Source organism: Serratia sp. NPDC078593, assembly GCF_050268245.1.
Taxonomy (GTDB): domain Bacteria; phylum Pseudomonadota; class Gammaproteobacteria; order Enterobacterales; family Enterobacteriaceae; genus JBNNGK01.
In genome coordinates this window covers 105,877-129,573 of sequence record NZ_JBNNGK010000009.1, presented here as the reverse complement: position 1 = coordinate 129,573, position 23,697 = coordinate 105,877, and the positions used below count along the sequence as shown (strand labels likewise).

Below are 23,697 nucleotides of genomic sequence, written 5' to 3'. Positions count from 1 at the left end.
TTTAACCACGAAAAAATAATCAACGATGACTCAATCCAGCTATAACGCTGATGCCATTGAAGTACTCAGCGGTCTAGAACCAGTGCGCCGTCGTCCCGGTATGTATACCGACACGACGCGTCCGAACCACCTCGGACAAGAGGTGATTGATAACAGCGTCGATGAAGCGTTGGCTGGCCACGCAAAACGCATCGATGTGATTCTTCACGCCGATCAGTCACTGGAAGTGATTGACGACGGTCGCGGCATGCCAGTGGACATCCACCCGGAAGAGGGCGTGCCAGCTGTGGAGCTGATCCTATGCCGGTTGCACGCGGGCGGTAAATTCTCCAATAAAAGCTATCAATTTTCTGGCGGTCTGCACGGCGTCGGGATCTCCGTAGTCAACGCGTTGTCGAAGCGCGTAGAAGTTAACGTCAAGCGTGACGGTAGCGTCTACAGCATAGCTTTTGAAAACGGAGATAAGGTGCAAGAGCTGCAAGCGACCGGCACCTGCGGCAAACGTAACACCGGCACCAGCGTCCATTTTTGGCCGGACGAACAGTTTTTTGATAGCCCCCGTTTCTCTGTATCGCGCCTGAGCCACTTGTTGAAGGCTAAAGCGGTACTGTGCCCGGGTGTTGAAATCTATTTCATTGATAAAGTTAACAATACTGAGCAGCGTTGGTGTTATCTGGATGGATTGACCGACTACTTGATGGAAGCGGTTAACGGCTTGATTACCCTGCCAGAAACGCCATTTGTCGGCAATTTTGCCGGCGATACCGAAGCGGTGGACTGGGCGTTGTTGTGGCTGCCAGAAGGCGGCGAACTGCTGACAGAAAGTTACGTCAACTTGATCCCAACCATGCAGGGTGGCACGCACGTTAACGGTTTGCGTCAAGGTTTGCTGGATGCGATGCGCGAGTTCTGTGAATTCCGCAATATTCTGCCGCGCGGTGTTAAGCTGTCGGCAGAAGACATCTGGGATCGTTGCGCTTATGTGCTGTCGGTGAAGATGCAAGATCCGCAGTTTGCCGGGCAAACCAAAGAGCGCTTGTCGTCACGTCAATGTGCGGCCTTCGTTTCCGGTGTGGTGAAGGATGCTTTCAGCCTGTGGCTGAATCAAAACGTTCAGGCGGCGGAACAGTTGGCTGAACTGGCGATTTCCAGCGCCCAACGGCGTTTGCGTGCGGCGAAAAAAGTGGTGCGTAAAAAACTGACCAGCGGCCCGGCGCTACCGGGTAAACTGGCGGATTGCACTGCGCAAGACTTGAGCATGACCGAACTGTTTTTGGTGGAAGGGGATTCTGCGGGTGGCTCAGCCAAACAGGCGCGCGATCGCGAGTATCAGGCGATCATGCCGCTGAAAGGTAAGATCCTGAACACCTGGGAAGTGTCGTCTGATGAAGTGCTGGCCTCACAGGAGGTGCATGACATTTCCGTGGCGATCGGTATCGATCCAGACAGCGAGGATCTGAGCCAACTGCGTTACGGCAAAATTTGCATCTTGGCGGATGCGGATTCTGATGGTTTACACATCGCCACACTATTGTGCGCGCTGTTTGTGCGCCACTTCCGTTCATTGGTCAAAGGCGGTCACGTTTATGTGGCAATGCCGCCGTTATACCGCATCGATCTCGGCAAAGAAGTGTATTACGCGCTGGATGAGGAAGAAAAAGCGGGTGTGCTCGAACAATTGAAGCGCAAGAAGGGGAAACCGAACGTACAGCGCTTTAAAGGGCTGGGTGAAATGAACCCGCTGCAACTGCGTGAAACCACGCTCGATCCAAATACCCGTCGTTTGGTGCAGTTAACCGTGGACGATGACGATGTGGATCAAACGTTGGCGGTAATGGACATGCTGTTAGCCAAAAAACGCTCGGAAGATCGCCGTAACTGGTTGCAAGATAAAGGGGATATGGCTGAATTGTCGGTGTAACCCCCGTGTTGGTTAAGCCGGGCGATAGGTCATCGCCCGGTTCTGACAATATTCCCCTCGCTTCCCAACCCCGTCGACATCACCTTCGCTTGCGCGTAGGGGCGTAGTACACTGCGCCCGTTAACCTAGTGCATAGCAGGCGTTCTTTACAGCGCGTCTTCCAACACATTAATACTGATACCCAGCACGCTGTCTTTGATGGTGGCACGATGCCGATGCATGTGCTCCATCTCAAGGTGTTTTTCTAAGTGCGCCAGACTTTCCCATTTTTCCAGCATGAACACCGAATCAGGCGCGCTTTGTTTCCAAGGCACTTGCGCGTTGAAATCGACCATCGGCCGATAGCCGCCACAGCCGTCTTCCGCCAGCACCAGCGGAATCAGCTTGTCGATCGCTTTCAATACCGTCTCACGATGGCCTGGTTTAACTTTGATTTCTGCAATTACGGTGATCATGACAACCTCAGTTTTCAAACAGCGAAAAGGTATACCCTAGACCATGCGGCGCCCTGTTATAAAGTGACCACGCAAGATCTGGCGGGGTACAGTTAAGCAAAAACGTTCGCCAGATGCTCACGATATCGTGCGATATCACGTTGAATATCGGGTTGTTTAATCACGTCATTACAGATAAATGTTGGTAATGCCTCTAGGCCAAGGAATTCGTTAGCTTTATGGAAATGCAAATAAACCCCGTCTATGCCGACGCCATGAAAGAACTGATCCGGATCGGTGAAGGCCTCTAACGGCGCATTCCACGTTAGGCTTAACATGTGTTTTTTACCTTGCAGCAGACCGCCGGAACCGTATTTTTTGCTGGCATCAGAGCGGGTACGGCCATCGCTGGCGTACAAGCTACCGTGACCCGCGGTGAACACTTCATCGATATATTTTTTCAGGATCCAAGGCTCACCCATCCACCAACCTGGCATTTGATAAATGATCGCGTCGGCCGACAAGTATTTTTGCACTTCTTCTTCAATATCATAGCCCTGATCGACCACCGTCAGCGTAACGTCATGACCCGCGTCGCGCAGGAAAGAGGCCGCGATGTCGGTCAATGTGTCGTTCAGTTCGCCATTAGAATGACCAAATTTTTTACCGGCGTTGATCAGTAGGATGTTGCTCATCAGGTTTCCTCTTTCAATAATCATCATTCCATTCAGTCTACGCTGGGTTGCAAGTGGTAAAAATACGATTTGTGTCACATTACTTTTGCTGTTTTAGCAATAATGGTGCGCATAACAACGCCTAACCTCGCCCGGTTGACTGACAATGCTGTGACAGAATACGGCCAGATAAGGTACTATCGCCCGCAAGAATCGACATGTACCCGACATACTTGGCGTTGTCGGTGTGTTGGCTGCACTTGCTCATCTCTGCCCGATCGTTTTCGCTATGCGCAGAGAGATTTCTGAGCGTGCTGGCTTCCCGCAGCGCCAATTATTGAGGGTTTGCAATCATGGAGACTGTTTTTGTGAAAGGCAGGATGTTCCTAAGCAAAGATTGCCAAGCCACGGTCTGAGGATAATTGAGTAATGAGTGATCTGACTCATGACGGTGTTGAGCGTTTACCGCTACACACATTCACTGAAAACGCCTATTTAAACTATTCCATGTACGTCATCATGGATCGGGCGCTACCGTACATTGGTGACGGCCTTAAGCCGGTTCAGCGGCGCATCATTTATGCGATGTCTGAACTGGGGCTGAATAACAGCGCCAAATTCAAAAAATCTGCCCGTACCGTCGGCGATGTATTGGGTAAATACCATCCGCATGGTGACAGTGCCTGTTATGAAGCGATGGTGCTGATGGCGCAGCCTTTCTCCTACCGTTACCCGCTGGTGGACGGCCAAGGGAACTGGGGGGCACCGGACGATCCGAAATCCTTCGCTGCGATGCGTTATACCGAATCGCGCCTGTCGAAGTATGCCGAAGTTTTGCTGGCCGAACTGGGCCAAGGCACGGTGGACTGGGTACCGAATTTCGATGGCACCCTGCAAGAACCGAAGATGTTACCGGCGCGTCTGCCGAATATCCTGTTGAACGGCACCACCGGTATTGCCGTGGGTATGGCAACCGATATTCCGCCGCACAACGTGCGTGAGGTCGCTGCGGCGGCCGTGACGTTGATCGATAAGCCAGGGGCGTCGCTCGACGATCTGCTGGCATTCGTGCAGGGCCCTGATTTCCCGACCGAAGCTGAAATTATCACACCGCGTGATGAAATCCGTAAAATCTACCAAAACGGTCGCGGCTCTGTGCGTATGCGCGCAGTGTGGAAGAAAGAAGACGGTAGCGCGGTGATTACGGCATTACCTCACCAGGTTTCCGGTGCCAAAGTACTGGAACAGATCGCCAGCCAGATGCGCGCCAAGAAATTGCCGATGGTTGAAGATTTGCGCGATGAGTCGGATCACGAAAATCCGACCCGTCTGGTGGTGGTACCGCGCTCAAATCGCGTGGATTTGGAACAGGTGATGAATCACCTGTTTGCCACTACCGATCTGGAGCGCAGTTACCGCATCAACATGAACATGATTGGTCTGGATAATCGCCCCTCGGTGAAAGGGTTGGTGGAGATCATCACCGAGTGGCTGGCGTTCCGCCGCGATACGGTACGGCGCCGCCTCAATTATCGTCTGGAAAAAGTGCTGAAACGCCTGCACATTCTGGAAGGTTTGCTGATTGCGTTCCTCAATATCGATGAAGTGATCCACATTATCCGCAGCGAAGATGAGCCTAAGCCGGTACTGATACAGCGCTTTGGCATCAGCGAAACGCAGGCGGAAGCGATACTCGAACTGAAACTGCGCCATTTGGCGAAGTTGGAAGAGATGAAGATTCGTGGTGAGCAGGATGAGCTGGCAAAAGAACGCGATCACCTGCAATCGCTGTTAGCGTCTGAGCGTAAGCTCAACACGCTGATCAAAAAAGAGATTCAGGCCGATGCGCAGGCTTATGGCGACGACCGTCGTTCGCCGCTGACCGAACGTGCCGAAGCTAAAGCGATGAGCGAACATGACTTTGTGCCGTCTGAGCCAGTGACCATCGTGCTGTCTGAAATGGGCTGGGTTCGTAGCGCCAAAGGCCATGATATTGATCCGACCGGTTTAAACTACAAGGCGGGCGATAGCTTCCGTGCCGCCGCGCGCGGTAAAACCAACCAGCCGGTGGTGTTTATTGACTCCACCGGGCGCAGTTATGCGCTCGATCCGTTGAGTTTGCCATCGGCGCGTGGGCAGGGTGAACCGTTGACCGGGAAACTGACGCCGCCGCCGGGAGCGACGATTGAACAGGTCTTGATGGCCGCCGACGATCAAAAACTGCTGATGGCCTCTGATGCTGGTTATGGTTTTGTTTGTACCTTCAACGATCTGGTGGCACGTAACCGGGCTGGTAAGGCGATGATTACCTTACCGGAAAATGCGAAAGCGCTGCCGCCGATGGCCATTCACGGTAACGACGACATGCTGCTGTCAATCACCAAGGCCGGGCGTATGCTGATGTTCCCAGTGGCGGATCTACCGCAGTTGTCGAAAGGTAAGGGCAACAAAATTGTCTCTATTCCGTCGGCGCAGGCGGCATCCGGCGAGGATATGCTGGCGTGGCTATTTGTGATACCACCGCAAACCTCACTGACGCTGCACGTGGGCAAACGCAAATTGACGCTGCGGCCAGAAGATTTGCAGAAGTTCCGAGCCGAACGCGGCCGTAAAGGGACACTGTTGCCACGTGGCTTGCAGCGTATCGATCGCGTTGAGTTGGATATGCCGCCGCGCGCCGCGGTCGGTGACAGCGAAGAATAAAAAATAAGGCCTGGGCGTGACATAAAAATATTGCGCCCATTCTCGACAAATTGCCGAGGGTTATTTTCAAATATTTAACATTGACCGGCATAAAGCTATTGTGCGGATGGTCTGCTGGCAGGAAAATAGCAGGTTGTGTTTTGCGCAAGCGCTTCGCGTCAGCAGTGTGCTAAAGAGGTTGTTATGTTACTCATTTTGCGTACCATTTTTGTCATCCTGTTTTGTCTCTTGGTGTGCATTTTTGGTTCGATTTACTGTTTGTTCAGCCCGCGAAATCCCCGTCATGTGGCAACGTTTGGTCATCTGTTTGGTCGCTTATCTACGGTCTTTGGCCTAAAGGTTGAAATTCGTCGCCCGGCAGACGTGAACGACTACGGTAGTTGTATTTATATTGCCAACCATCAGAACAACTACGACATGGTGACGGTGTCCAATGCGGTTCAGCCGCGTACCGTTACCGTGGGTAAGAAAAGCCTGGCGTGGATCCCATTTTTCGGCCAACTGTATTGGCTAACCGGTAATCTGCTGATCGATCGGGATAACCGCGCGAAAGCGCACGGCACCATCTCACAGGTGGTTGAACAGATTAAGAAGCGCAATATTTCTATCTGGATGTTTCCAGAGGGCACGCGTAGCCGTGGTCGTGGCCTGTTGCCGTTTAAAACCGGCGCATTTCATGCTGCGATTACTGCCGGGGTGCCCATCGTGCCGATCTGCGTTTCTAATACCAGCAATAAAATAAAGCTTAACCGCTGGAATAATGGGCACGTGATTGTCGAGATGTTGGAGCCGATAGACACATCGAAATATGCGAAAGAAAACGTGCGTGAGTTGGCGAACCATTGCCGCGAACTGATGCTAGCAAAAATCGCACAATTGGATGAAGAAGTCGCCCAGCGAGAAGCCAACCAAAAATAACATTGCCCATGGTGGCTAAGCGGCGCGGATAATTCTAACGGCAGCGCCATCGCTTCCTGCTACGCTTAACAGCATTGTCAGGCGTCAGGTTTTTGCACACGGTTTAGTATTTGTTTTCTGGAGAAAATATGTCACTCAGTCGGCGTCAGTTTATTCAGGCATCGGGCTTGGCGTTGTGCGCGGGAGCCGTGCCGCTGAGGGCTGAAGCGAGCGGAGCGCAATCCCCGTTACCGGTTCCTCCGCTGTTGGAGTCGCGCCGTGGTCAACCGCTGTTTTTAACCTTGCAACGCGCTCACTGGGCCTTTATTGCCAACAATCGAGCTTCGGTATGGGGAATTAACGGCATGTACCTCGGGCCGACGGTGCGGGTACACAGCGGCGACGACGTTAAACTGATTTACAGTAATCGTCTGGCCGAGCCGGTATCAATGACCGTTAGCGGTTTACAGGTGCCGGGTACGCTGATGGGCGGCGCGGCTCGCCTGATGTCACCGGGAGTTGATTGGTCACCGGTGATTCCTATCCGCCAGGCTGCGGCCACCTGCTGGTATCATGCCAACACCCCAAACCGGATGGCCCCCCACGTCTATAACGGCCTGGCAGGCATGTGGCTGATCGAAGATGAAGTCAGTAAAGCGCTGCCTTTGCCTAACCATTACGGCGTTGACGATTTTCCGTTGATTATTCAAGACAAACGTTTGGATAACTTTGGTACGCCAGAATATAACCCGCCATCGAAAGGCGGGTTTATCGGAGATACGCTGCTGGTCAACGGGGTGCAAAACCCGTATGTAGAAGTGTCACGTGGCTGGGTACGTTTGCGTTTGCTTAATGCCTCCAATTCACGGCGCTATATTTTACAGCTGAGTGACGGCCGTCCACTGAATGTCATTGCCAGCGATCAGGGCTTCTTACCCGCGCCGGTGGCGGTTCAACAACTGTCATTAGCGCCGGGGGAACGGCGTGAAGTGCTGATTGATATGTCGAAAGGTAATGAGGTGACCATCACCGCTGGTGAAGCGGCGGGCATTATGGATCGCCTGCGTGGGTTATTCGAACCCTCCAGCCTGTTGGTATCGACTCAAGTTCTGACCTTAAGACCTACCGGCTTGTTACCGCTAGTGACCGATAATCTGCCGATGCGTCTGCTGGCGGATCAATTGCTGGACGGCAGCGTTAGCCGTTCGCGAGAATTTCGCTTGGGCGACAATTTGGCCGGTATCAACGGCGCGATCTGGGATATGAATCGTATTGACGTGCAAACGCAACAAGACAGCTGGGAAAGCTGGACGATTCATGCCGATTCACCCCAGGCCTTCCATATTGAAGGCGTGCAGTTCCTGATCAAACGCGTCAACGGTGCACAGCCGATGGCGGAAGATCGCGGTTGGAAAGATACCGTGTGGGTTGATGGCGACGTCGAGCTATTGGTGCACTTTACCCAAGCATCGTCCGAACATTTCCCACTCTTCTATCATAGCCAAACGCTAGAAATGGCCGATCGCGGCTCTGCGGGGCAGTTTGTGGTGCAGCCATTACCGTGAGGTGAGGCGTTCCCCAGCCAAAAGCGGGGAACGCGCCAAATCAGGCTGGGGGAAAGGGCGCTGGCAGGTTATTGGCATTATCTTGGCCGCTAACGCAGGCCGCGACGCGGTTAGCCAGAGCGACCGCTTCCGGCAAACTCCGGCCAGCCGACAGGCCAGCTAATAATCCCGCGCAGTGTGCATCGACGCTATCCAAGGCAGCGATACTTTCGGCCGGATTGGCGGCGATGGGTTGCGGGGCATTTTTCCCATCACAAATCCACACACCGTCGCTATCCAGCCGACAGATCACGGTGAAATTGTGCGCGCTGGCAAAATGCTGTGCGGCGTCAAGCGCATTGTCTTCACCGCAAAGCAGGGCGATGTGTTGGCGATTGAGCGTTAGCCACGTCTCGCTGTCGCTGAGCATGGCGAAGAAATCCTCGCTAAGTTGGCTAACGCTGGCACCGGGATCGATTAAGCGACGCTGGTCATACGGCAAGCGGGTTAACCATTCGCGCAGTGCTTCGCCCGCGGTGCCGCTCAATTGATCGCCATTAATATAGATCAGTGTTTCTGGGGTGAGCGGTAGCGTTGCCAACTGCGCTTTGTTCCATTGCGCTTCGCAGCCGGTAACGGTGGTGATGTGATGCTGGCCGTCCGGCTCTATCCACGTCTGCTGCCAGCCGTTATCCATCAGCCCGTGGCGCAGCAGTACCGGTAGACCCCATTCGTTCATCACGGCTTCAATTGTCGCTCCCCAGTCACCCTTGCCGACCGGTATGCCATTGACCACCGGCACATTGAGCCGCCGTAACGCACTCGCGACCTTAAATGCGCTGCCGCCGATCTGTCGTCGTTGTGGCGCAATGTCACTTTCTTCACTATGGCGTGGCGAGTGTGGCCGCATCGACACAATTTCACCGACCGCGCCGCCCAGCACCAGTACCGGTGTTGATGCAAAAAATTCAATCATTTACTTTCTCTACGACGTTAGCGATGTCTTCGTATAGGCGGGCACACTAAAATACTTTGTCAGAAATAACCATGCTCTTTTCGCGGTGAGTGCGTATAATCGCCGCCCGGCGATGAATTAACCTGCAAAAAGAGCACGCGAATGAGCACCACCAGCCTGATCCAACCGGATCGCGAACTGTTTTCCTATAAGCCTTATTGGGCCGAATGTTATGGCACGGCACCGTTTTTACCGATGTCGCGTGAAGAGATGGATCAATTAGGCTGGGACAGCTGCGATGTGATTATTATCAGCGGTGATGCTTATGTCGATCATCCGAGCTTCGGTATGGCGATTATCGGTCGCATGCTGGAAGCGCAGGGATTCCGTGTGGGCATCATTGCCCAGCCGGATTGGAGTAATAAAGACGACTTCATGCGGTTAGGTAAGCCTAATCTGTTCTTCGGCGTCACCGCAGGCAACATGGATTCGATGATCAACCGTTATACCGCCGATCGTAAGCTGCGCCACGATGATGCGTACACGCCGGGTAATGTCGGTGGGAAACGCCCCGATCGCGCTACGCTGGTGTATACCCAGCGCTGCAAGGAAGCTTACAAAGATGTGCCTATCGTACTGGGTGGCATCGAAGCGAGCCTGCGTCGTATTTCCCACTATGACTACTGGTCTGATACCGTTCGTCGTTCGGTATTGGTGGACTCCAAGGCAGACATGCTGATCTATGGCAACGGTGAGCGCCCGTTGATTGAAGTGGCGCACCGTCTGGCTGCGGGGGAGAAAATCAGCGACATCCACGATATTCGCAATACGGCCGTGATGCGCAAAGGCCCGTTACCCGGCTGGAGCGGTGTGGATTCTACCCGTTTAGATAAGCCGGGGCGCATTGAACCGATCCCGAATCCTTACGGCGAAGATCTACCCTGCGCCGATGGGAGCCAGCCGGAGTCCGAAGCTAAACCGATTACCGTGCGCGCCGCCAAACCAAAGCCGTGGGAAAAAACCTACGTGCTGCTGCCCTCGTTTGAGAAGGTAAAAGCGGATAAAGTGCTGTATGCCCACACCTCACGTATTTTGCACCATGAGACTAACCCTGGCTGTGCGCGTGCGCTGATGCAAAAGCACGGTGACCGTTATGTGTGGCTGAACCCGCCGGCGATTCCGCTGACTACCTCGGAAATGGACAGTGTATTTGCGCTGCCTTACCAGCGGGTGCCACACCCGTCTTACGGCGAAGCACGGATCCCGGCTTACGATATGATCCGTTTCTCGGTCAATATTATGCGTGGTTGCTATGGCGGTTGTTCATTCTGTTCGATCACTGAACATGAAGGGCGCATTATTCAGAGCCGTTCTGAAGATTCGATCATCCGTGAAATCGAAGAGATTCGTGACAAGGTTCCCGGTTTTACCGGCGTGATCTCCGATCTCGGTGGCCCAACCGCCAATATGTACATGCTGCGCTGTACCAATCCGCGCGCTGAACAGACTTGCCGCCGTGCATCGTGCGTGTATCCAGAGATCTGTACTTACATGGATACCAACCACGAACCGACCATTAAGCTGTATCGCCGTGCGCGTGAGTTGGAAGGGGTGAAGAAGATCCTGATCGCCTCTGGGGTACGTTACGATCTGGCCGTGGAAGATCCGCGTTATATCAAGGAGCTGGCTACCCATCACGTCGGCGGTTACTTGAAGATTGCGCCAGAACATACCGAAACCGGCCCGCTATCGAAAATGATGAAACCGGGCATGGGCAGTTACGATCGTTTCAAACAGCTGTTCGATCAGTATTCGAAGCAGGCGGGTAAAGAGCAGTATTTGATTCCGTATTTTATCTCTTCGCATCCCGGCACGCGTGACGAGGATATGGTCAATCTGGCGTTGTGGTTGAAGAAGAACCGTTTCCGTCTCGATCAGGTGCAAAATTTCTATCCGTCACCGATGGCTAACTCCACCACGATGTATTACAGCGGTAAGAATCCGTTGGGCAAAGTGGGATATAAGTCAGAGGACGTATTTATCCCGCGTGGCGATCGCCAGCGCCGGTTGCATAAGGCGTTACTGCGCTATCACGATCCGGCTAACTGGGCGCTGATCCGCCGTGCGCTGGAGGAGATGGGGTTGAAATATCTGATTGGCAGCCGTCGGGAATGTTTGGTACCCGCACCGAGTATTGACGAACAGCGTGAAGCTAAACGGCTGCAGCGTCAGACGCGCCCGGCGTTGACCAAGCACACAGACGTTAAGCGCCAACGCACGCCGACTAACAAGCCGCCGCGTAAACCCATTCGTAACGGCAAGCCGTAACCGAGAGTTCAGCAGGGCGCTGTGAGCCATATTCTGAATACAGGCCGGGCATGCCCGGCCACTACGGTCAGGGTATGAGCGTCACATATCAGCAAGTTGGCAATGTCACATCCGTACCCCACGTAGGGGCGTGGCATGCCGCGCCCGGTTGGTTGATGCCGAATACTGAATGCAGGCCGGGCATGCCCGGCCACTACGGTCGGGGTATGAGCGTCACATATCAGCAAGTTGGCAACGTTACATCCGTACCCGCGCCCGGTTGGTTGTTTGATGCCGGATACTGAATGCAGGCCGGGCATGCCCGGCCACTACGGTCAGGGTATGAGCGTCACATATCAGCAAGTTGGCAATGTCACATCCGTACCCCACGTAGGGGCGTGGCATGCCGCGCCCGGTTGGTTGATGCCGAATACTGAATGCAGGCCGGGCATGCCCGGCCACTACGGTCGGGGTATGAGCGTCACATATCAGCAAGTTGGCAACGTTACATCCGTACCCGCGCCCGGTTGGTTGTTTGATGCCGGATACTGAATGCAGGCCGGGCATGCCCGGCCACTACGGTCAGGGTATGAGCGTCACATATCAGCGAGTTGGCACCATCACATCCGTACCCCACGTAGGGGCGTGGCATGCCGCGCCCGGTTGGTTGATGTCGAATACTTGAATACAGGCCGGGCGTGCCCGGCCACTACGGTCAGGGTATGAGCGCCACATATCAGCAAGTTGGCAATGTCACATCCGTACCCCACGTAGGGGCGTGGCATGCCGCGCCCGGTTGGTTGATGCCGAATACTTGAATGCAGGCCGGGCATGCCCGGCCACTCCGGTGCGGCGACGAGCGCGACTTATCAGCAAGTTGGCAACGTTACATCCGTTCCCCACGTAGGGGCGTGGCATGCCGCGCCCGGTTGTTTGATGCCGAATACTGAATGCAGGCCGGGCGTGCCCGGCCACTACGGTGAGGCGACGAGCGCGACTTATCAGCAAGTTGGCAACATCACACCCGTTCCCCGCGCCCGGTTGGTTGTTTGATGTCGAATTCTGAATGCAGGCCGGGCGTGCCCGGCCACTACGGTCAGGGTATGAGCGTCACATATCAGCGAGTTGGCAATGTCACACCCGTACCCCACGTAGGGGCGTGGCATGCCGCGCCCGTCCATATTGGCCATGATATACATGAACGAAAACAATGATTAGGGCGTTATGCTCCCCAATCACAGCCCTTTTGCGTTGATTCCTTATAGCTTGCTGTAAGCCGCTTCCACTTTAGCCAAATAGCGGGGTGCCTGCGCTGAAGGGTGATGTTGGCGTACGTGCCAGCGGAAAGCCTCCGGTGACAGGTTATTGATCATGCCAACTGCCTGTTGGCGATTGCTGGAAAACGTCCGAAGCAGCGCACCTGCGCCGTTGACGTAAGCCACTTCGGTGGCATAGCGCAACGTCACCGGGTTTTCAATGCCTTTGAATTGTCGTTGCAATGAAGCCAAATATGCCGCGCCTAGATCGATATTGGTCTCGGGATCCAGCAAATCATCGTCATCCGGGCAGCCACTTTTTTCCTTAAAACGGTAAGCGTCGCAACCGGCGGTGTTGGCTTTCAGTTGCATCAGGCCGATGGCGTTGGAGCGGCTGACCGCGCGTGGATTAAAGCCGGATTCTACCTGAATCATCGCGGTGATGAGTTTGGCATCGACGTTGTAATCATCAGCCGCATCTTCAATGGCGTCATCAAACGTGTGTCGATCATAGCGGACGTGATGGGGCTTACTGGAACAACCGGCCAGAATTAAAATGGACAGGATAACGCCAAGAGATGAAGCGGAAGCGAGTGGGAATTTCATGTGGCTCCGTGCTGTGTTGAGTATTCGCGTGATAGGTACGGCAGATTATCGCGTCATCATAACGTCAGTGCGGCTAAAACGTAGTATTTTATTCCCTCTCCGCAGGGGAGAGGGGAAGAGTAAAACTACAGTGTTTCTGGGTTTGGCCCCAAACGGTTGCCAATATCCAGTTTGGCAATGTCACTCAGTTCGTCTTTATCCAGTTTGAAATCGAACACCGCAAAGTTTTCACGAATGCGTGCCGGTGTGACGGATTTCGGGATCACGATCAGCCCGCAGTCCAAATGCCAACGAATGACAATTTGCGCCGGGGTTTTCTCGTATTTCTCCGCCAGTTTTTTAATGACCGGCTGTTCAAACACGCCATTGCCGCCCTGCGCTAGCGGGCTCCAGGATTCGGTGGCAATGTTGTGCGTTGCATTCCAAGCGTGCAACTGGCGCTGTTGCAGCAACGGATGCAGTTCGATCTGATTAATGACGGGTGCGACACCCGTTTCATCTTGCAAACGTTGCAGATGCGGAATGTGGAAATTGCAAACGCCGATACTTTTTGCCAAACCTTGTTCGCGTAGCGCGATCAATCCTCGCCAAGCGTCGACGTAGCGATCCTGCTCTGGTCGCGGCCAGTGGATCAGATACAGATCGACATAATCCAATTGCAGTTTTTTCAGACTGGTTTCCAACGCGGCTTGCGGATCGGCTTGATCGTCGTTCCACAGTTTGGTGGTGATAAACAATTCATTACGCGCAATTGAGGTGGACTGCAACGCATTGCCGACGCCTTCCTCGTTTTTGTAGATTGCCGCAGTATCGATGGAGCGATAACCCACTTCCAGCGCTGTTGTCACCGCGTTGGTAGTCTCTTCAATGCTTGCTTGCCAAACGCCGAGACCCAACTGCGGCATCAGATTACCGTCGTGGAGTTTGATGATGGGTTGCGTTGTCATGCGTATCTCCTTTTGACCTGATTACCGACTCTTGGATTGCCAAGAGCCGGAATTAAAGCCTAGCAGGAAATTGCCAGGTTGGGGTTAACGTGCTGCTTGGTAGATGCGTTCGCTAACTGCTAAGGTAATATCCTGATGTTCACCCAGCGCGGTCATGCCGTGCTGTTGCAGTTTTTCAATCAGTGCCGGAATGCTGTTGCCGTCAAGCTGATAATCCGCCATGCGGGTTGGCACACCCATTTTTTCGAAGAACTCACGGGTGGCTGCAATCGCGCCGTCAATACGCTGTTCTTCACTCCCTTCGCGTAAACCCCAGACGCGCTCAGCATATTGCAGCAGTTTTTCACGCTTTTGCGCTTTCTTTTCCACCAGCAATGCCGGCAGGACAATCGCCAATGTTTGAGCGTGGTCAAGCCCGTGCATAGCGGTCAGTTCATGGCCGAGCATATGGGTAGCCCAGTCCTGTGGCACGCCTGCGCCAATCAGGCCGTTCAACGCCATGGTGGCACTCCACATAACATTGGCGCGCACCGCGTAGTTCTCCGGCTCTGCCAATGCACGCGGGCCGTCTTCCAGCAGCGTCAACAGCAAACCTTCGGCAAAACGGTCTTGAACTTTGGCATCGACCGGATACGTCAGGTATTGCTCAATGGTATGCACAAACGCATCGACCACGCCGTTGGCGATCTGGCGCGGCGGCAGTGAGTAAGTGACCACCGGATCGAGCACGGCAAAGCGCGGCTGTACCAACGGTGAGAAAAAGTGCTGTTTGTCGCCGCTGCTCTTACGGGTAATTACGGCACCACTGTTCGATTCGGAACCGGTGGCGGGCAAGGTCAGTACGCAACCCATCGGCACCGCACGGGTGATCTCGCTGCCAACGGTTTGCAAGATATGCCAAGGATCGCGGTCTGCGGTGTAATCCGACGCTGCGGCAATGAACTTGGTGCCATCAACCACGGAACCGCCGCCTACCGCCAGCAGGAAATCAATCTTCTCTGCGCGCACCATCTCTACCGCTTTCATTAGCGTTTCGTAGGTTGGGTTCGGCTCGATACCGGAGAACTCCAGCACGTTACGGCCAGCCAGCGCAGAGTAGACTTGTTCCAACACGCCATTTTTCTTCACGCTGCCGCCACCATAAGTGATCAAGATGCGTGCGTCGGCAGGGATCTGTTTGCCCAATTCTGCAATTTGATCGTTACCGAACAGAATTTTTGTTGGGGTATGAAGAATAAAGTTTTGCATAGATTATTTGTCCAGTTTAAAGCCTTGTTGCCCAATGGCAGAAAGCACATTCGGGAAATAGATATGTTGGTAATAGCTGGCGGTATTGTTCCCCCAGTCATCGCCGTCGCTGCGGCCGGTCTGTTGCCAGTGCTTCACCAGCGTCTGGTTATAGGCTTTGATAGCTTCGGGTAATACGTCCGGCTGATAATGTTCTTCATGGCGGAAGCTGGCGATTGGCAGACGCGGTTTTTGTTGCGCAGGTTGATCGACATAGCCGATCGCCAATCCCGCCACCGGTAATGTCAGCGCGGGCAATTGCAGGAAGTCGATCATTGCCTGAGGATCGCGGCGAATCCCCCCGATGGGCACAATGCCTAAACCGTGCGAGCGCGCGGCGGTCATCAGCGCCCCAAGGGCGATACCGACATCGGTAGTGCCGGAAATCAGGCTCTCGATGCTTTGATGTGCTATCTGCTGTTTACCACTCATCGCGATGGCTAAATCTGTTTTATGCATATCCAGCAGCACGGTAATGAACACGGGCGCTTTAGCGATCCACGGTTGTCCACCGGCTATTTCCGCAATGCGTGCGCGATGTTCGGCATCACGCGTGACAACCAACGAGACCTGTTGCGAGTTGACTGAAGTCGGCGCCAAGTGGGCGGCAGCGATAATGCTGTCGAGCACCTCATCGGCGATCGGGGTATCAAGATAGCTGCGTTCGCTGCGGTGTGAAGTGAGTAATTCAATGGTCTGGTTCATGCTAATCCTACGAAGTGGGTTAATAGCGGCTTGCCTAAAAGCCCAGCCAGCGGAGGCGAGCTTCAAATTCATTGAACGTATTGTCAGCAACTTAGCGCCCTAGCACAATGCACATTCCTGTCTTGTTCTTGCCTATTTCTACAATGGGCTGTAGAAAATGGTAAGTTTCAACTATTATTTGTGCCAGATCATTCTGATTGTAAGAGGCTATTTCAGTGAGTGAGGTTGATGAACTGCGCAGCCGTATGGCGCGGCAGGCGGCGCGTTTTGCCCGCGGTAATGGCTATACGTCCTCGCCGGTGCCGCAGGTAAAGATCCTGTATGTCGATCAGCACAGCCCGCGCCAGCCGGTGATGTATGAACCGGGCATCGTGATCGTTTTTCAGGGTCATAAAGTCGGCTACTGCGGCAGTAAAGTTTTTCGTTACGATCCGCGTAATTATCTGTTGATGACGGTGCCGCTGCCGTTTGAATGCGAAACCTTTGCCAGCCAAACGCAACCGCTGGTGGGCATGGCGGTCAATATTGATACGCAAATGCTACAAGATTTGTTGATCGACATAGGGGATGACGATGACCTGATGAAACCTGCCGCACAAAGCAACGGGGTTAACTGTGCGTTATTGAGTGAAGAGATGCTGTGCGCCACCGAACGCCTGCTGGATGTGATGGAACGGCCGTTGGATGCACGCGTATTAGGGCCGCAGATCGTGCGTGAAATCTTGTATTACGTGCTGCGCGGTAGCTGCGGTGCGTCGTTACAGGAGTTGGTTAATCGGCACACCCACTTTAGCCAGATAGCCAAAGCGTTGCGGCGTATTGAAAATCAGTATGCAGAAAACCTCAACGTTGAAGCGTTAGCCAATGAGGTCAACATGAGCGTGTCGGCTTTTCACCATAACTTCAAAGCGGTTACCAATACTTCACCGCTGCAATACGTGAAATCGTATCGCTTGCATAAGGCTCGATTGCTGATGGTACACGATGGTTTGAAGGCTAGCACCGCCGCTATCCGCGTGGGTTACGAAAGTGCCTCTCAGTTTAGCCGTGAGTTCAAACGTTTCTTTGGCGCAACGCCGAGCGATGAACTCGCCCGGCTGCGTGAAGCCAGTGCGGCATTTATGCAAGGGTGATGACGATCTTGCCAAAGGCACCGCGATCGAGGTGTGCCAGTGCTTCGGGGAGTTGATCTAATTGATAACATTGATCAATAACGGGTTGTAGGCCATTGGCATCGACCGCCCGTACTAAATCTTCCAGAGCCCGACGGTGACCAACGCCGATGCCTTGTATCACGGGGGATTTAAGCAGCAGCAATCCGGTGGATCCTGCCAGCTCAATACCGGCTAGTGAACCAATTACAGAGATACGTCCATGTATGGCGACTGCCCGCAAAGAGTTGGCAAGATTAGTACCGCCAACGGTATCGATAACATGGTCGATACCACGCTCCTGTGTCAATGCATACAGACTGTCTACCCAGTCTTCCTGTAGGCGATTGATGCCATAATCAGCACCTAATTGACGTGCTAACTGTAACTTTTGTTCGCTGGCCGAGGTGATATATACCTGTGCGCCATGCGCCTTGGCAATTTGCAGCGCAAACAGTGCCACACCGCCAGTACCTTGCACCAGCACTGTTTGACCCGCGTGGAGTTGACCGCGTTCTATTAGGGCAAACCAAGCCGTTAATCCGGCTGTGGGTAAAGTACTGGCTTGCGTATCGTCAAGCGTTTGGGGCGCAGCGCTAAGCCAGTTCTCATCGACTACGATATATTCTGCCAGCACGCCTTGATAGTGTGCACCTAGCGTAGGGTTAGAGGGCATACGTGCGTTTCCCGTCAACTTGCCATCTATCCAACCTGGGGCAAAGTTGGAAATGACGCGATCGCCGGGGCGAAAGCGTGTTGCGCAAGCCCCAACCAGATCCACTTCGCCGGCCATATCTGATGCAGGTGTGAACGGCATTGATGCTTCAATCGGCATCAATCCTTCTATTAGCATCTTGTCGCGATAATTGAGCGCGACGGCTGTCACTTTAACGCGAACCTGATGTGGCCCGGGTTGGGGGATTTGATCGCGGATCAGTTGTAGATGTTGACGCCCAGTGGCATTCATTATCCAGCGTTGCATGGTACTCGCCATTTTTTATTCCTCTGCGTAATCAGAGCAGAAGATTCTATCGTTGATTTAGTTTCGTCAGTGGCGATAAAATTTCGCCTTATTGTTTCCATTAGGGCGACAAAAATGAACGATCGATTGAATGGTATCTCTGTATTCGTCAGTGCAGTGGAGGCCGGCAGTTTTGCACAGGCGGCGAATCGGTTACACCTATCTCGCTCGGCGGTGGGGAAAAGCATTGCTCGGTTGGAGCAGAGGCTTGGGGTACGCCTATTTTATCGTACTACCCGCAGACTCAGTCTTACCGATGACGGCGCGTTGTTCTATGAACGTTGTATGCGGGCGTTGGATGAGATTCATATCGCTGAAGCGCTGCTGGAAAGTGGAAAACGGCAGGTTAGCGGGCGGCTACGCGTGTCGATGCCGGTACTCTTGGGCCGTATGTGCATTGCGCCATTGTTGATGGAGCTTGCTGGCGAACACCCGAATTTAGCGTTAGAGCTGTCATTTAATGACCGCTTAGTTGATATGGTTGAGGATGGATTCGATCTGGTGGTGCGCAATGGACGTCTGCCAGACAGCTCTAGGTTAGTGGCGCGTCGATTGGGGCATTATCCAATGGCATTTTACGCCTCACCAGCCTATTTGGCACGCTGGGGAGAACCCAAAAGTGTGGCAGAGTTGGTAGAGCACAATGCGGTTACTTATATCCGTTCCGGCGAGTTACTCAACTGGGATATTCCAGTTGAAAAGGGGAAAACCCATCGTATCGAACCTAAATCGCGAGTGATGATGGATGATTTACAAGCGCTGGCAGATGCGACCATCGCAGGGTTTGGCATTGGGTGGCTACCCTGCTGGTTGGTACATGATCACGTCACCCACGAGAAGTTGGTGAGGATATTGAAACAGTACCCGGGAGCGGAATATGAAGTGCATGCGATGTGGCCACAAACCCCAAGTTTGCCACTTAAGGTGCGGCTGGCTATAGATATGCTGGCGAAAAAGCTCCCCGCCAGCATAAGATTAATTGAAACGCACCATGGGTAATGGATTGCCTATCAAGAGGCGCTACGTTTTTTTCGCCAAACTACCAGCATGGCGCCGCATAAGCCGACGACCAATAAGACAAGCGGCAAGATCATTAACCCGGCCATGACCTGATCTTCGTAGCGCTTCACCAGCGGGATTTGGCTGAATGCGTAACCCAGGCTGACGACGGCGCCTACCCAAATGACCGCGCTGAGCCAGTTGAACAGTTGAAAACGAGCATTGCTGAGCCCGGAAATGCCGGCCATAGTAGGCAGTAACGTACGGACAAATGCCAGAAAGCGGCCAATTAGCAGCGCCATTAGACCGTGATGGTTAAACAGCCTGTGTGCGCGTTGGTGATATTGTGCGGGCAGTTGCAGTAGCCAGCCTTTGACTACGCCGGTGTGACCCAGCCAGCGTCCTTGCAGATAACTGAGCCAACAGCCGAGGCTGGCGGCTAGCGTCAGAATAACGATCGTGGGTACGAAAGCCATAACGCCTTTGGCTATCAAGGCGCCTGCCAGCAGTAGCAAACTGTCACCGGGTAGAAAAGAGGCGGGAAGCAATCCATTTTCTAAAAACAGCGTGGTGAAAAGTACCGCGTAAACCACCCAGATAACGGTAGGATCGGCCAACGCAGTGAAATCTTGTTGCCATAGCGCGTGAACAATCTCTCTCAATACTTCCATTCTATGTCCTGTGGCGCTGATAGGATGCGGAGCAAATAACAATAACGTTAGTGTACCCCTAATGGTTTCACAGCACATTAAACGAGGTGCAGAAAAGTAGGGCTGAGAGGGAATTTTTGCGCGGTTTATATCAGGCGGGATAATCCCGCCTTTACACTATTAGCCAGCAATGCGTTCGAAGCCTGCCGCTAAATCATCGATCAGATCCTGCACGTTCTCCAAGCCAATATGCACCCGCACTAATGTACCAGTGAAATCTACGTTGCCGGCTGGGCGAATCGCGTTCAACTCTTCGGGCTGATTGGCTAGGATCAATGACTCAAAACCGCCCCAGGAATAGGCCATGGTGAAATGGCTGAAATTATCGAGGTAGTCGGCCAATTGCCGATCGGTCAATCGCTGTTTCAACACAAACGAAAATAAGCCATTGCAGCCGCTAAAATCGCGTTGGTAAAACGCATGCCCTTTGCAACTTGGTAGCGCCGGATGATTCACCACCGCTACTTCCGGCCGTTTACTTAGCCATTGCGCAACGGCGATGCTGCTTTGTTGATGCTGTTTTAGCCGCACGCTCAGCGTACGTAAACCGCGGCTGGCCATGTAGGCGGTGTCGGCATCGACCATTTGCCCCATCAGATAAGAATATTCGCGTAATTGTTGCCAACAGCGGGCGTTAGCGACGGCGGTGCCGAGCATATAGTCGGAATGGCCGATGATGTATTTGGTGCCAGCCTGAATGGAAATATCGATGTCGAATTCCAGCGCCTTAAACAGCACGCCAGCCGCCCAAGTATTGTCGATCATGATGACGATTTCTGGATTGACCGCCCGAACGGCCTGCACGATGGCGGGAATATCCTGCACTTCCATCGTAATCGAACCGGGAGATTCGAGAAACACCACGCGGGTGTGCGGTTGGATCAGATCGGCAATACCGGCACCGATCAGCGGATCGAAATAGGTGGTGGCGACGTTCATGCGCCCGAGGATATGGGTACAGAAATCCTGCGTGGGTTCATACACCGACCCAGTCATGAGCACGTGATCGCCTGTACTGACAAACGACAGAATCGCGTTAGAGACTGCCGCTGCTCCGCAGGGATAGAGCACGCAGCCCGCTCCCCCCTCCAGTTCGGTCATGGCATCCTGAAAGGCAAAGTGGGTGAGGGTGCCGCGCCGGCCATAAAAAAGTTCGCCATGTGCGCGATTAGCGGTGGCATGTTTTTTCGCCGTAACAGAATCGAAAACCAGTGAAGAAGCGCGTTGGGTGACCGGGTTAACCGCACCTTGCGTGTAGCGTTTGCTGCGGCCAACGCCGACCAGCGCGGTGTCGAGATGTTTAGATGTCATACGAGGCTTACCTTATGGCTCTTCACTGGCAGAATGTTTTGCTACGTTATCATGATGCCACTTAGCCATCCAGACGTTTTTACCTCTATCATGGAGTGGATTCTCCATTATACCGAACAGGCGGGGTAACCATAGCAAAATGGTGGGGATATAGGTGACTAACAGCAGAACCATAAACAGTCTGTAATAGAACCGATTTTACCATTCAGCACCTTAGCAGATGTGTCTCGTCGCGGAAAATATACGGCAGCGTGAAGGGAGGGCAAAAGCGATGCCTGCGTGACGAAATTGTTGGCATTTAACTGTGTGAATGTTAATCAGCGAGTCATGGGCAAGCTTGTGCTGGCGCGGCTTTCCTCTTTTTTAGTCTAGCGGTGCGTTATTGAGTAAATAATAATGATAACTACTATCAATCCGCGATTTGTTTGATATGATCGCACGCTGAAATCTCGTTAATTTTGATCGGTAATGGTTGGAGGCGCAGCGTGAAAACGGCTGGCAAGACGATAAATCAAGGCTCCCGCGGCACTGGCCGGGGATATTGGGGCGCCGCATTCGGGCGGAGTGTGATCGCGTCAATGGTATTGGTGGTGGGGTTGGCAGGTAGCGTTCAGGCAGCACCAGCGGCCAATCCAGCCGTTGCCGAAAGCGTGTCTGCGGCGGCATCAGCGCCTGCCGATACAACACCAAATAATGTCACACCCATCAACCCGGCACCGAGCGTACAGCCACCGGCAACACACGGGATGGATCTCTCCGTTTGGGGCATGTACCAAAATGCGGACGTGGTAGTAAAGACCGTGATGATCGGTCTGGTACTGGCCTCGATCATTACCTGGACTATTTTATTTGCTAAAGGCAGCGAACTGATGCGTGCTAAACGCCGTTTGCGCCGCGAGCATCAAACCTTATCCAAAGCGCGTTCGCTGGATGAAGCCACAGAAATGGCGCAGAACTTCCAGGCTGACAGCATCTGCGCGACGTTGCTGAATGATGCGCAGAACGAATTGACATTATCGGCGCAGTCTGACGATAACAACGGCATCAAAGAGCGTGCCGGCTTCCGCTTTGAACGTCGTGTCGCCGCGTATGGCCGTCAACTGGGTAAAGGCAACGGCTTCCTGGCGACGATCGGCGCGATTTCACCGTTTGTGGGGTTGTTCGGTACGGTGTGGGGCATTATGAATAGCTTCATTGGCATCGCTCACTCGCAAACAACCAATTTGGCCGTCGTGGCGCCGGGCATCGCGGAAGCGCTGCTGGCAACGGCGTTGGGCTTGGTTGCCGCCATCCCGGCGGTGGTCATTTATAACATCTTTGCCCGCGTAATCGGCGGCCATCGTGCTCAGGTTGGCGACGTAGCGGCAGAGGTGTTGTTGTTGTTAAGCCGCGATCTGGATCTGGCGGCAACGGCGGAAACCAAACGCTCACAACATGCTCACCAACTGCGAGTGGGGTGATGTATGGCAATGCGCTTAAATGATGATGTAGACGACGGCGGTGAACTGCATGAAATCAACGTGACGCCGTTTATTGACGTCATGCTGGTGTTGTTGATCATCTTTATGGTGGCAGCGCCGCTGGCAACGGTAGATATTCGTGTCGATCTGCCGGCATCGACCGCGAAGCCTCAACCGCGGCCGGAAAAACCGGTGTTTCTGTCGGTAAAAGCAGATCAGCAGCTTTACGTTGGTGAGCAGCCGGTTTCTGCCGAACAGTTGGCTTCCGTGCTCGATCAGCGTACGCAATCTAACAAAGAAACCACGATATTCTTCCAAGCCGACAAAAGTGTGGATTACGCCACGTTGATGAGCGTCATGGATACGCTGCGTAATGCCGGTTATTTGAAAGTGGGGTTGGTAGGGATGGAAGGCGGCGCCAAGTAATTTTTTCCGCTTTTACCAAGGGGTGAGCATGCGACATGCTCGCCCCTTTTTTATTAACCGCGTGCGTGGGCTGCGGCATGGGCGATGGCGAGGTAATCGGTATTGTAAGCGCGCAGGTAGTGACTGAATCGATCGCTTTAGCGGACGGATCCAGCTCATCCAAGAAGGGAATGCAGCTTTCCTTGGACGGCATAGAAACCGCCCAGCCGCGAATACCCAACGCCCGCACACCGCCGATGGCGGCCTGAATATCCTTGGTGGTGAATACCTTGTAGATAAAGTTGAGATCCAACGTTTGATACAGGTCATGATGAAAGTGTGCCCAACGTTGCCAGGGCGGCCAGCCAATGACATGCACAGTTGGGTGTTTAATTGCATGCAAA

The 23,697-nt window shown here is 53.5% G+C and carries 19 protein-coding genes and 1 pseudogene; 9 read left to right on the top strand and 11 right to left on the bottom strand.

The annotated features are described in order from the left end of the window. Positions 1–25: 25 nt before the first annotated feature. Positions 26–1,921: a DNA topoisomerase IV subunit B gene (gene parE, locus ACQKDS_RS12090; protein ID WP_399670595.1), complete on the top strand. Its 1,896-nt coding sequence runs from the start codon at positions 26–28 to the stop codon at positions 1,919–1,921. A gap of 146 nt (positions 1,922–2,067) precedes the next feature. Here parE and ACQKDS_RS12085 read toward each other — a convergent pair whose 3' ends face one another. Continuing rightward, positions 2,068–2,376, bottom strand: coding sequence for a putative quinol monooxygenase (locus tag ACQKDS_RS12085; RefSeq protein WP_399670593.1), 309 nt, complete (start codon positions 2,374–2,376; stop codon positions 2,068–2,070). A gap of 92 nt (positions 2,377–2,468) precedes the next feature. After that, the gene (locus tag ACQKDS_RS12080; protein ID WP_399670590.1) at positions 2,469–3,050 is read right to left on the bottom strand and encodes an NAD(P)H-dependent oxidoreductase; all 582 of its coding nucleotides are present in this window, start codon (positions 3,048–3,050) and stop codon (positions 2,469–2,471) included. Positions 3,051–3,458: 408 nt separating this feature from the next. Here ACQKDS_RS12080 and parC point away from each other — a divergent pair, with 408 nt between their 5' ends. The 3 genes from parC to ftsP all read left to right on the top strand — a co-directional run bounded on the left by parC (position 3,459) and on the right by ftsP (position 8,194). After that, on the top strand, positions 3,459–5,732 hold the full coding sequence (gene parC / locus ACQKDS_RS12075; RefSeq protein WP_399670587.1) for a DNA topoisomerase IV subunit A: 2,274 nt from the start codon (positions 3,459–3,461) through the stop codon (positions 5,730–5,732). A 183-nt stretch (positions 5,733–5,915) separates the two neighbouring features. Next, on the top strand, positions 5,916–6,650 hold the full coding sequence (locus tag ACQKDS_RS12070) for a 1-acylglycerol-3-phosphate O-acyltransferase (RefSeq protein ID WP_399670586.1): 735 nt from the start codon (positions 5,916–5,918) through the stop codon (positions 6,648–6,650). 128 nt (positions 6,651–6,778) lie between these two features. Next, entirely contained in the window at positions 6,779–8,194 is a 1,416-nt protein-coding gene (gene ftsP, locus ACQKDS_RS12065; protein ID WP_399670583.1) for a cell division protein FtsP, read from the top strand. A 40-nt stretch (positions 8,195–8,234) separates the two neighbouring features. Here ftsP and ACQKDS_RS12060 read toward each other — a convergent pair whose 3' ends face one another. Then, positions 8,235–9,149 (bottom strand): PfkB family carbohydrate kinase, encoded by a 915-nt coding sequence (locus ACQKDS_RS12060; RefSeq protein ID WP_399670580.1) that lies wholly within the window; start codon positions 9,147–9,149, stop codon positions 8,235–8,237. Positions 9,150–9,290: 141 nt separating this feature from the next. On the opposite strand from ACQKDS_RS12060, the gene ACQKDS_RS12055 reads away from it, so the two are divergent. Beyond that, a complete protein-coding gene (locus tag ACQKDS_RS12055) occupies positions 9,291–11,456 on the top strand; it encodes a YgiQ family radical SAM protein (RefSeq protein WP_399670577.1) in 2,166 nt (721 codons plus the stop codon). 1,238 nt (positions 11,457–12,694) lie between these two features. Here ACQKDS_RS12055 and ACQKDS_RS12050 read toward each other — a convergent pair. The 4 genes from ACQKDS_RS12050 to ACQKDS_RS12035 all read right to left on the bottom strand — a co-directional run bounded on the left by ACQKDS_RS12050 (position 12,695) and on the right by ACQKDS_RS12035 (position 16,236). After that, positions 12,695–13,297 carry a transglycosylase SLT domain-containing protein gene (locus ACQKDS_RS12050; protein WP_399670575.1) on the bottom strand — a complete coding sequence of 201 codons (603 nt, stop codon included), beginning with the start codon at positions 13,295–13,297 and terminating at the stop codon, positions 12,695–12,697. 125 nt (positions 13,298–13,422) lie between these two features. After that, complete coding sequence (dkgA, locus tag ACQKDS_RS12045) at positions 13,423–14,244, bottom strand: 2,5-didehydrogluconate reductase DkgA (protein ID WP_399670572.1); 822 nt, start codon at positions 14,242–14,244, stop codon at positions 13,423–13,425. 84 nt (positions 14,245–14,328) lie between these two features. Next, positions 14,329–15,492 (bottom strand): alcohol dehydrogenase, encoded by a 1,164-nt coding sequence (gene yqhD / locus ACQKDS_RS12040; protein WP_399670569.1) that lies wholly within the window; start codon positions 15,490–15,492, stop codon positions 14,329–14,331. A gap of 3 nt (positions 15,493–15,495) precedes the next feature. Further along, positions 15,496–16,236: an NADPH-dependent oxidoreductase gene (locus ACQKDS_RS12035; RefSeq protein WP_399670566.1), complete on the bottom strand. Its 741-nt coding sequence runs from the start codon at positions 16,234–16,236 to the stop codon at positions 15,496–15,498. Positions 16,237–16,481: 245 nt separating this feature from the next. Here ACQKDS_RS12035 and ACQKDS_RS12030 point away from each other — a divergent pair, with 245 nt between their 5' ends. Next, entirely contained in the window at positions 16,482–17,369 is an 888-nt protein-coding gene (locus ACQKDS_RS12030; RefSeq protein WP_399670775.1) for an AraC family transcriptional regulator, read from the top strand. On the opposite strand, the gene ACQKDS_RS12025 is transcribed toward ACQKDS_RS12030, so the two are convergent. Continuing rightward, positions 17,356–18,381, bottom strand: a complete 1,026-nt coding sequence (locus ACQKDS_RS12025) for an NAD(P)-dependent alcohol dehydrogenase (protein WP_399670563.1) — start codon at positions 18,379–18,381, stop codon at positions 17,356–17,358. The genes ACQKDS_RS12030 and ACQKDS_RS12025 overlap by 14 nt on opposite strands. A 102-nt stretch (positions 18,382–18,483) precedes the next feature. Between ACQKDS_RS12025 and ACQKDS_RS12020 the strand changes: the two genes are divergently transcribed. Further along, a complete protein-coding gene (locus ACQKDS_RS12020) occupies positions 18,484–19,407 on the top strand; it encodes a LysR family transcriptional regulator (RefSeq protein WP_399670560.1) in 924 nt (307 codons plus the stop codon). Positions 19,408–19,418: 11 nt separating this feature from the next. Here the strand turns inward: ACQKDS_RS12020 and ACQKDS_RS12015 are convergent, their stop codons facing one another. Together ACQKDS_RS12015 and metC are read right to left on the bottom strand one after the other, a co-directional pair. Beyond that, a complete protein-coding gene (locus ACQKDS_RS12015; RefSeq protein WP_399670557.1) occupies positions 19,419–20,078 on the bottom strand; it encodes a DedA family protein in 660 nt (219 codons plus the stop codon). Positions 20,079–20,237: 159 nt separating this feature from the next. Continuing rightward, entirely contained in the window at positions 20,238–21,428 is a 1,191-nt protein-coding gene (gene metC, locus ACQKDS_RS12010; protein WP_399670554.1) for a cystathionine beta-lyase, read from the bottom strand. Between the two features lie 485 nt (positions 21,429–21,913). On the opposite strand from metC, the gene exbB reads away from it, so the two are divergent. After that, on the top strand, positions 21,914–22,888 hold the full coding sequence (gene exbB, locus ACQKDS_RS12005) for a tol-pal system-associated acyl-CoA thioesterase (RefSeq protein ID WP_399670552.1): 975 nt from the start codon (positions 21,914–21,916) through the stop codon (positions 22,886–22,888). A 3-nt stretch (positions 22,889–22,891) separates the two neighbouring features. Continuing rightward, complete coding sequence (gene exbD, locus ACQKDS_RS12000; RefSeq protein WP_399670549.1) at positions 22,892–23,314, top strand: TonB system transport protein ExbD; 423 nt, start codon at positions 22,892–22,894, stop codon at positions 23,312–23,314. A gap of 115 nt (positions 23,315–23,429) precedes the next feature. Here exbD and ACQKDS_RS11995 read toward each other — a convergent pair. Next, positions 23,430–23,692: pseudogene (locus ACQKDS_RS11995) on the bottom strand (shikimate 5-dehydrogenase); the annotation flags it as partial. Positions 23,693–23,697: the final 5 nt, after the last annotated feature.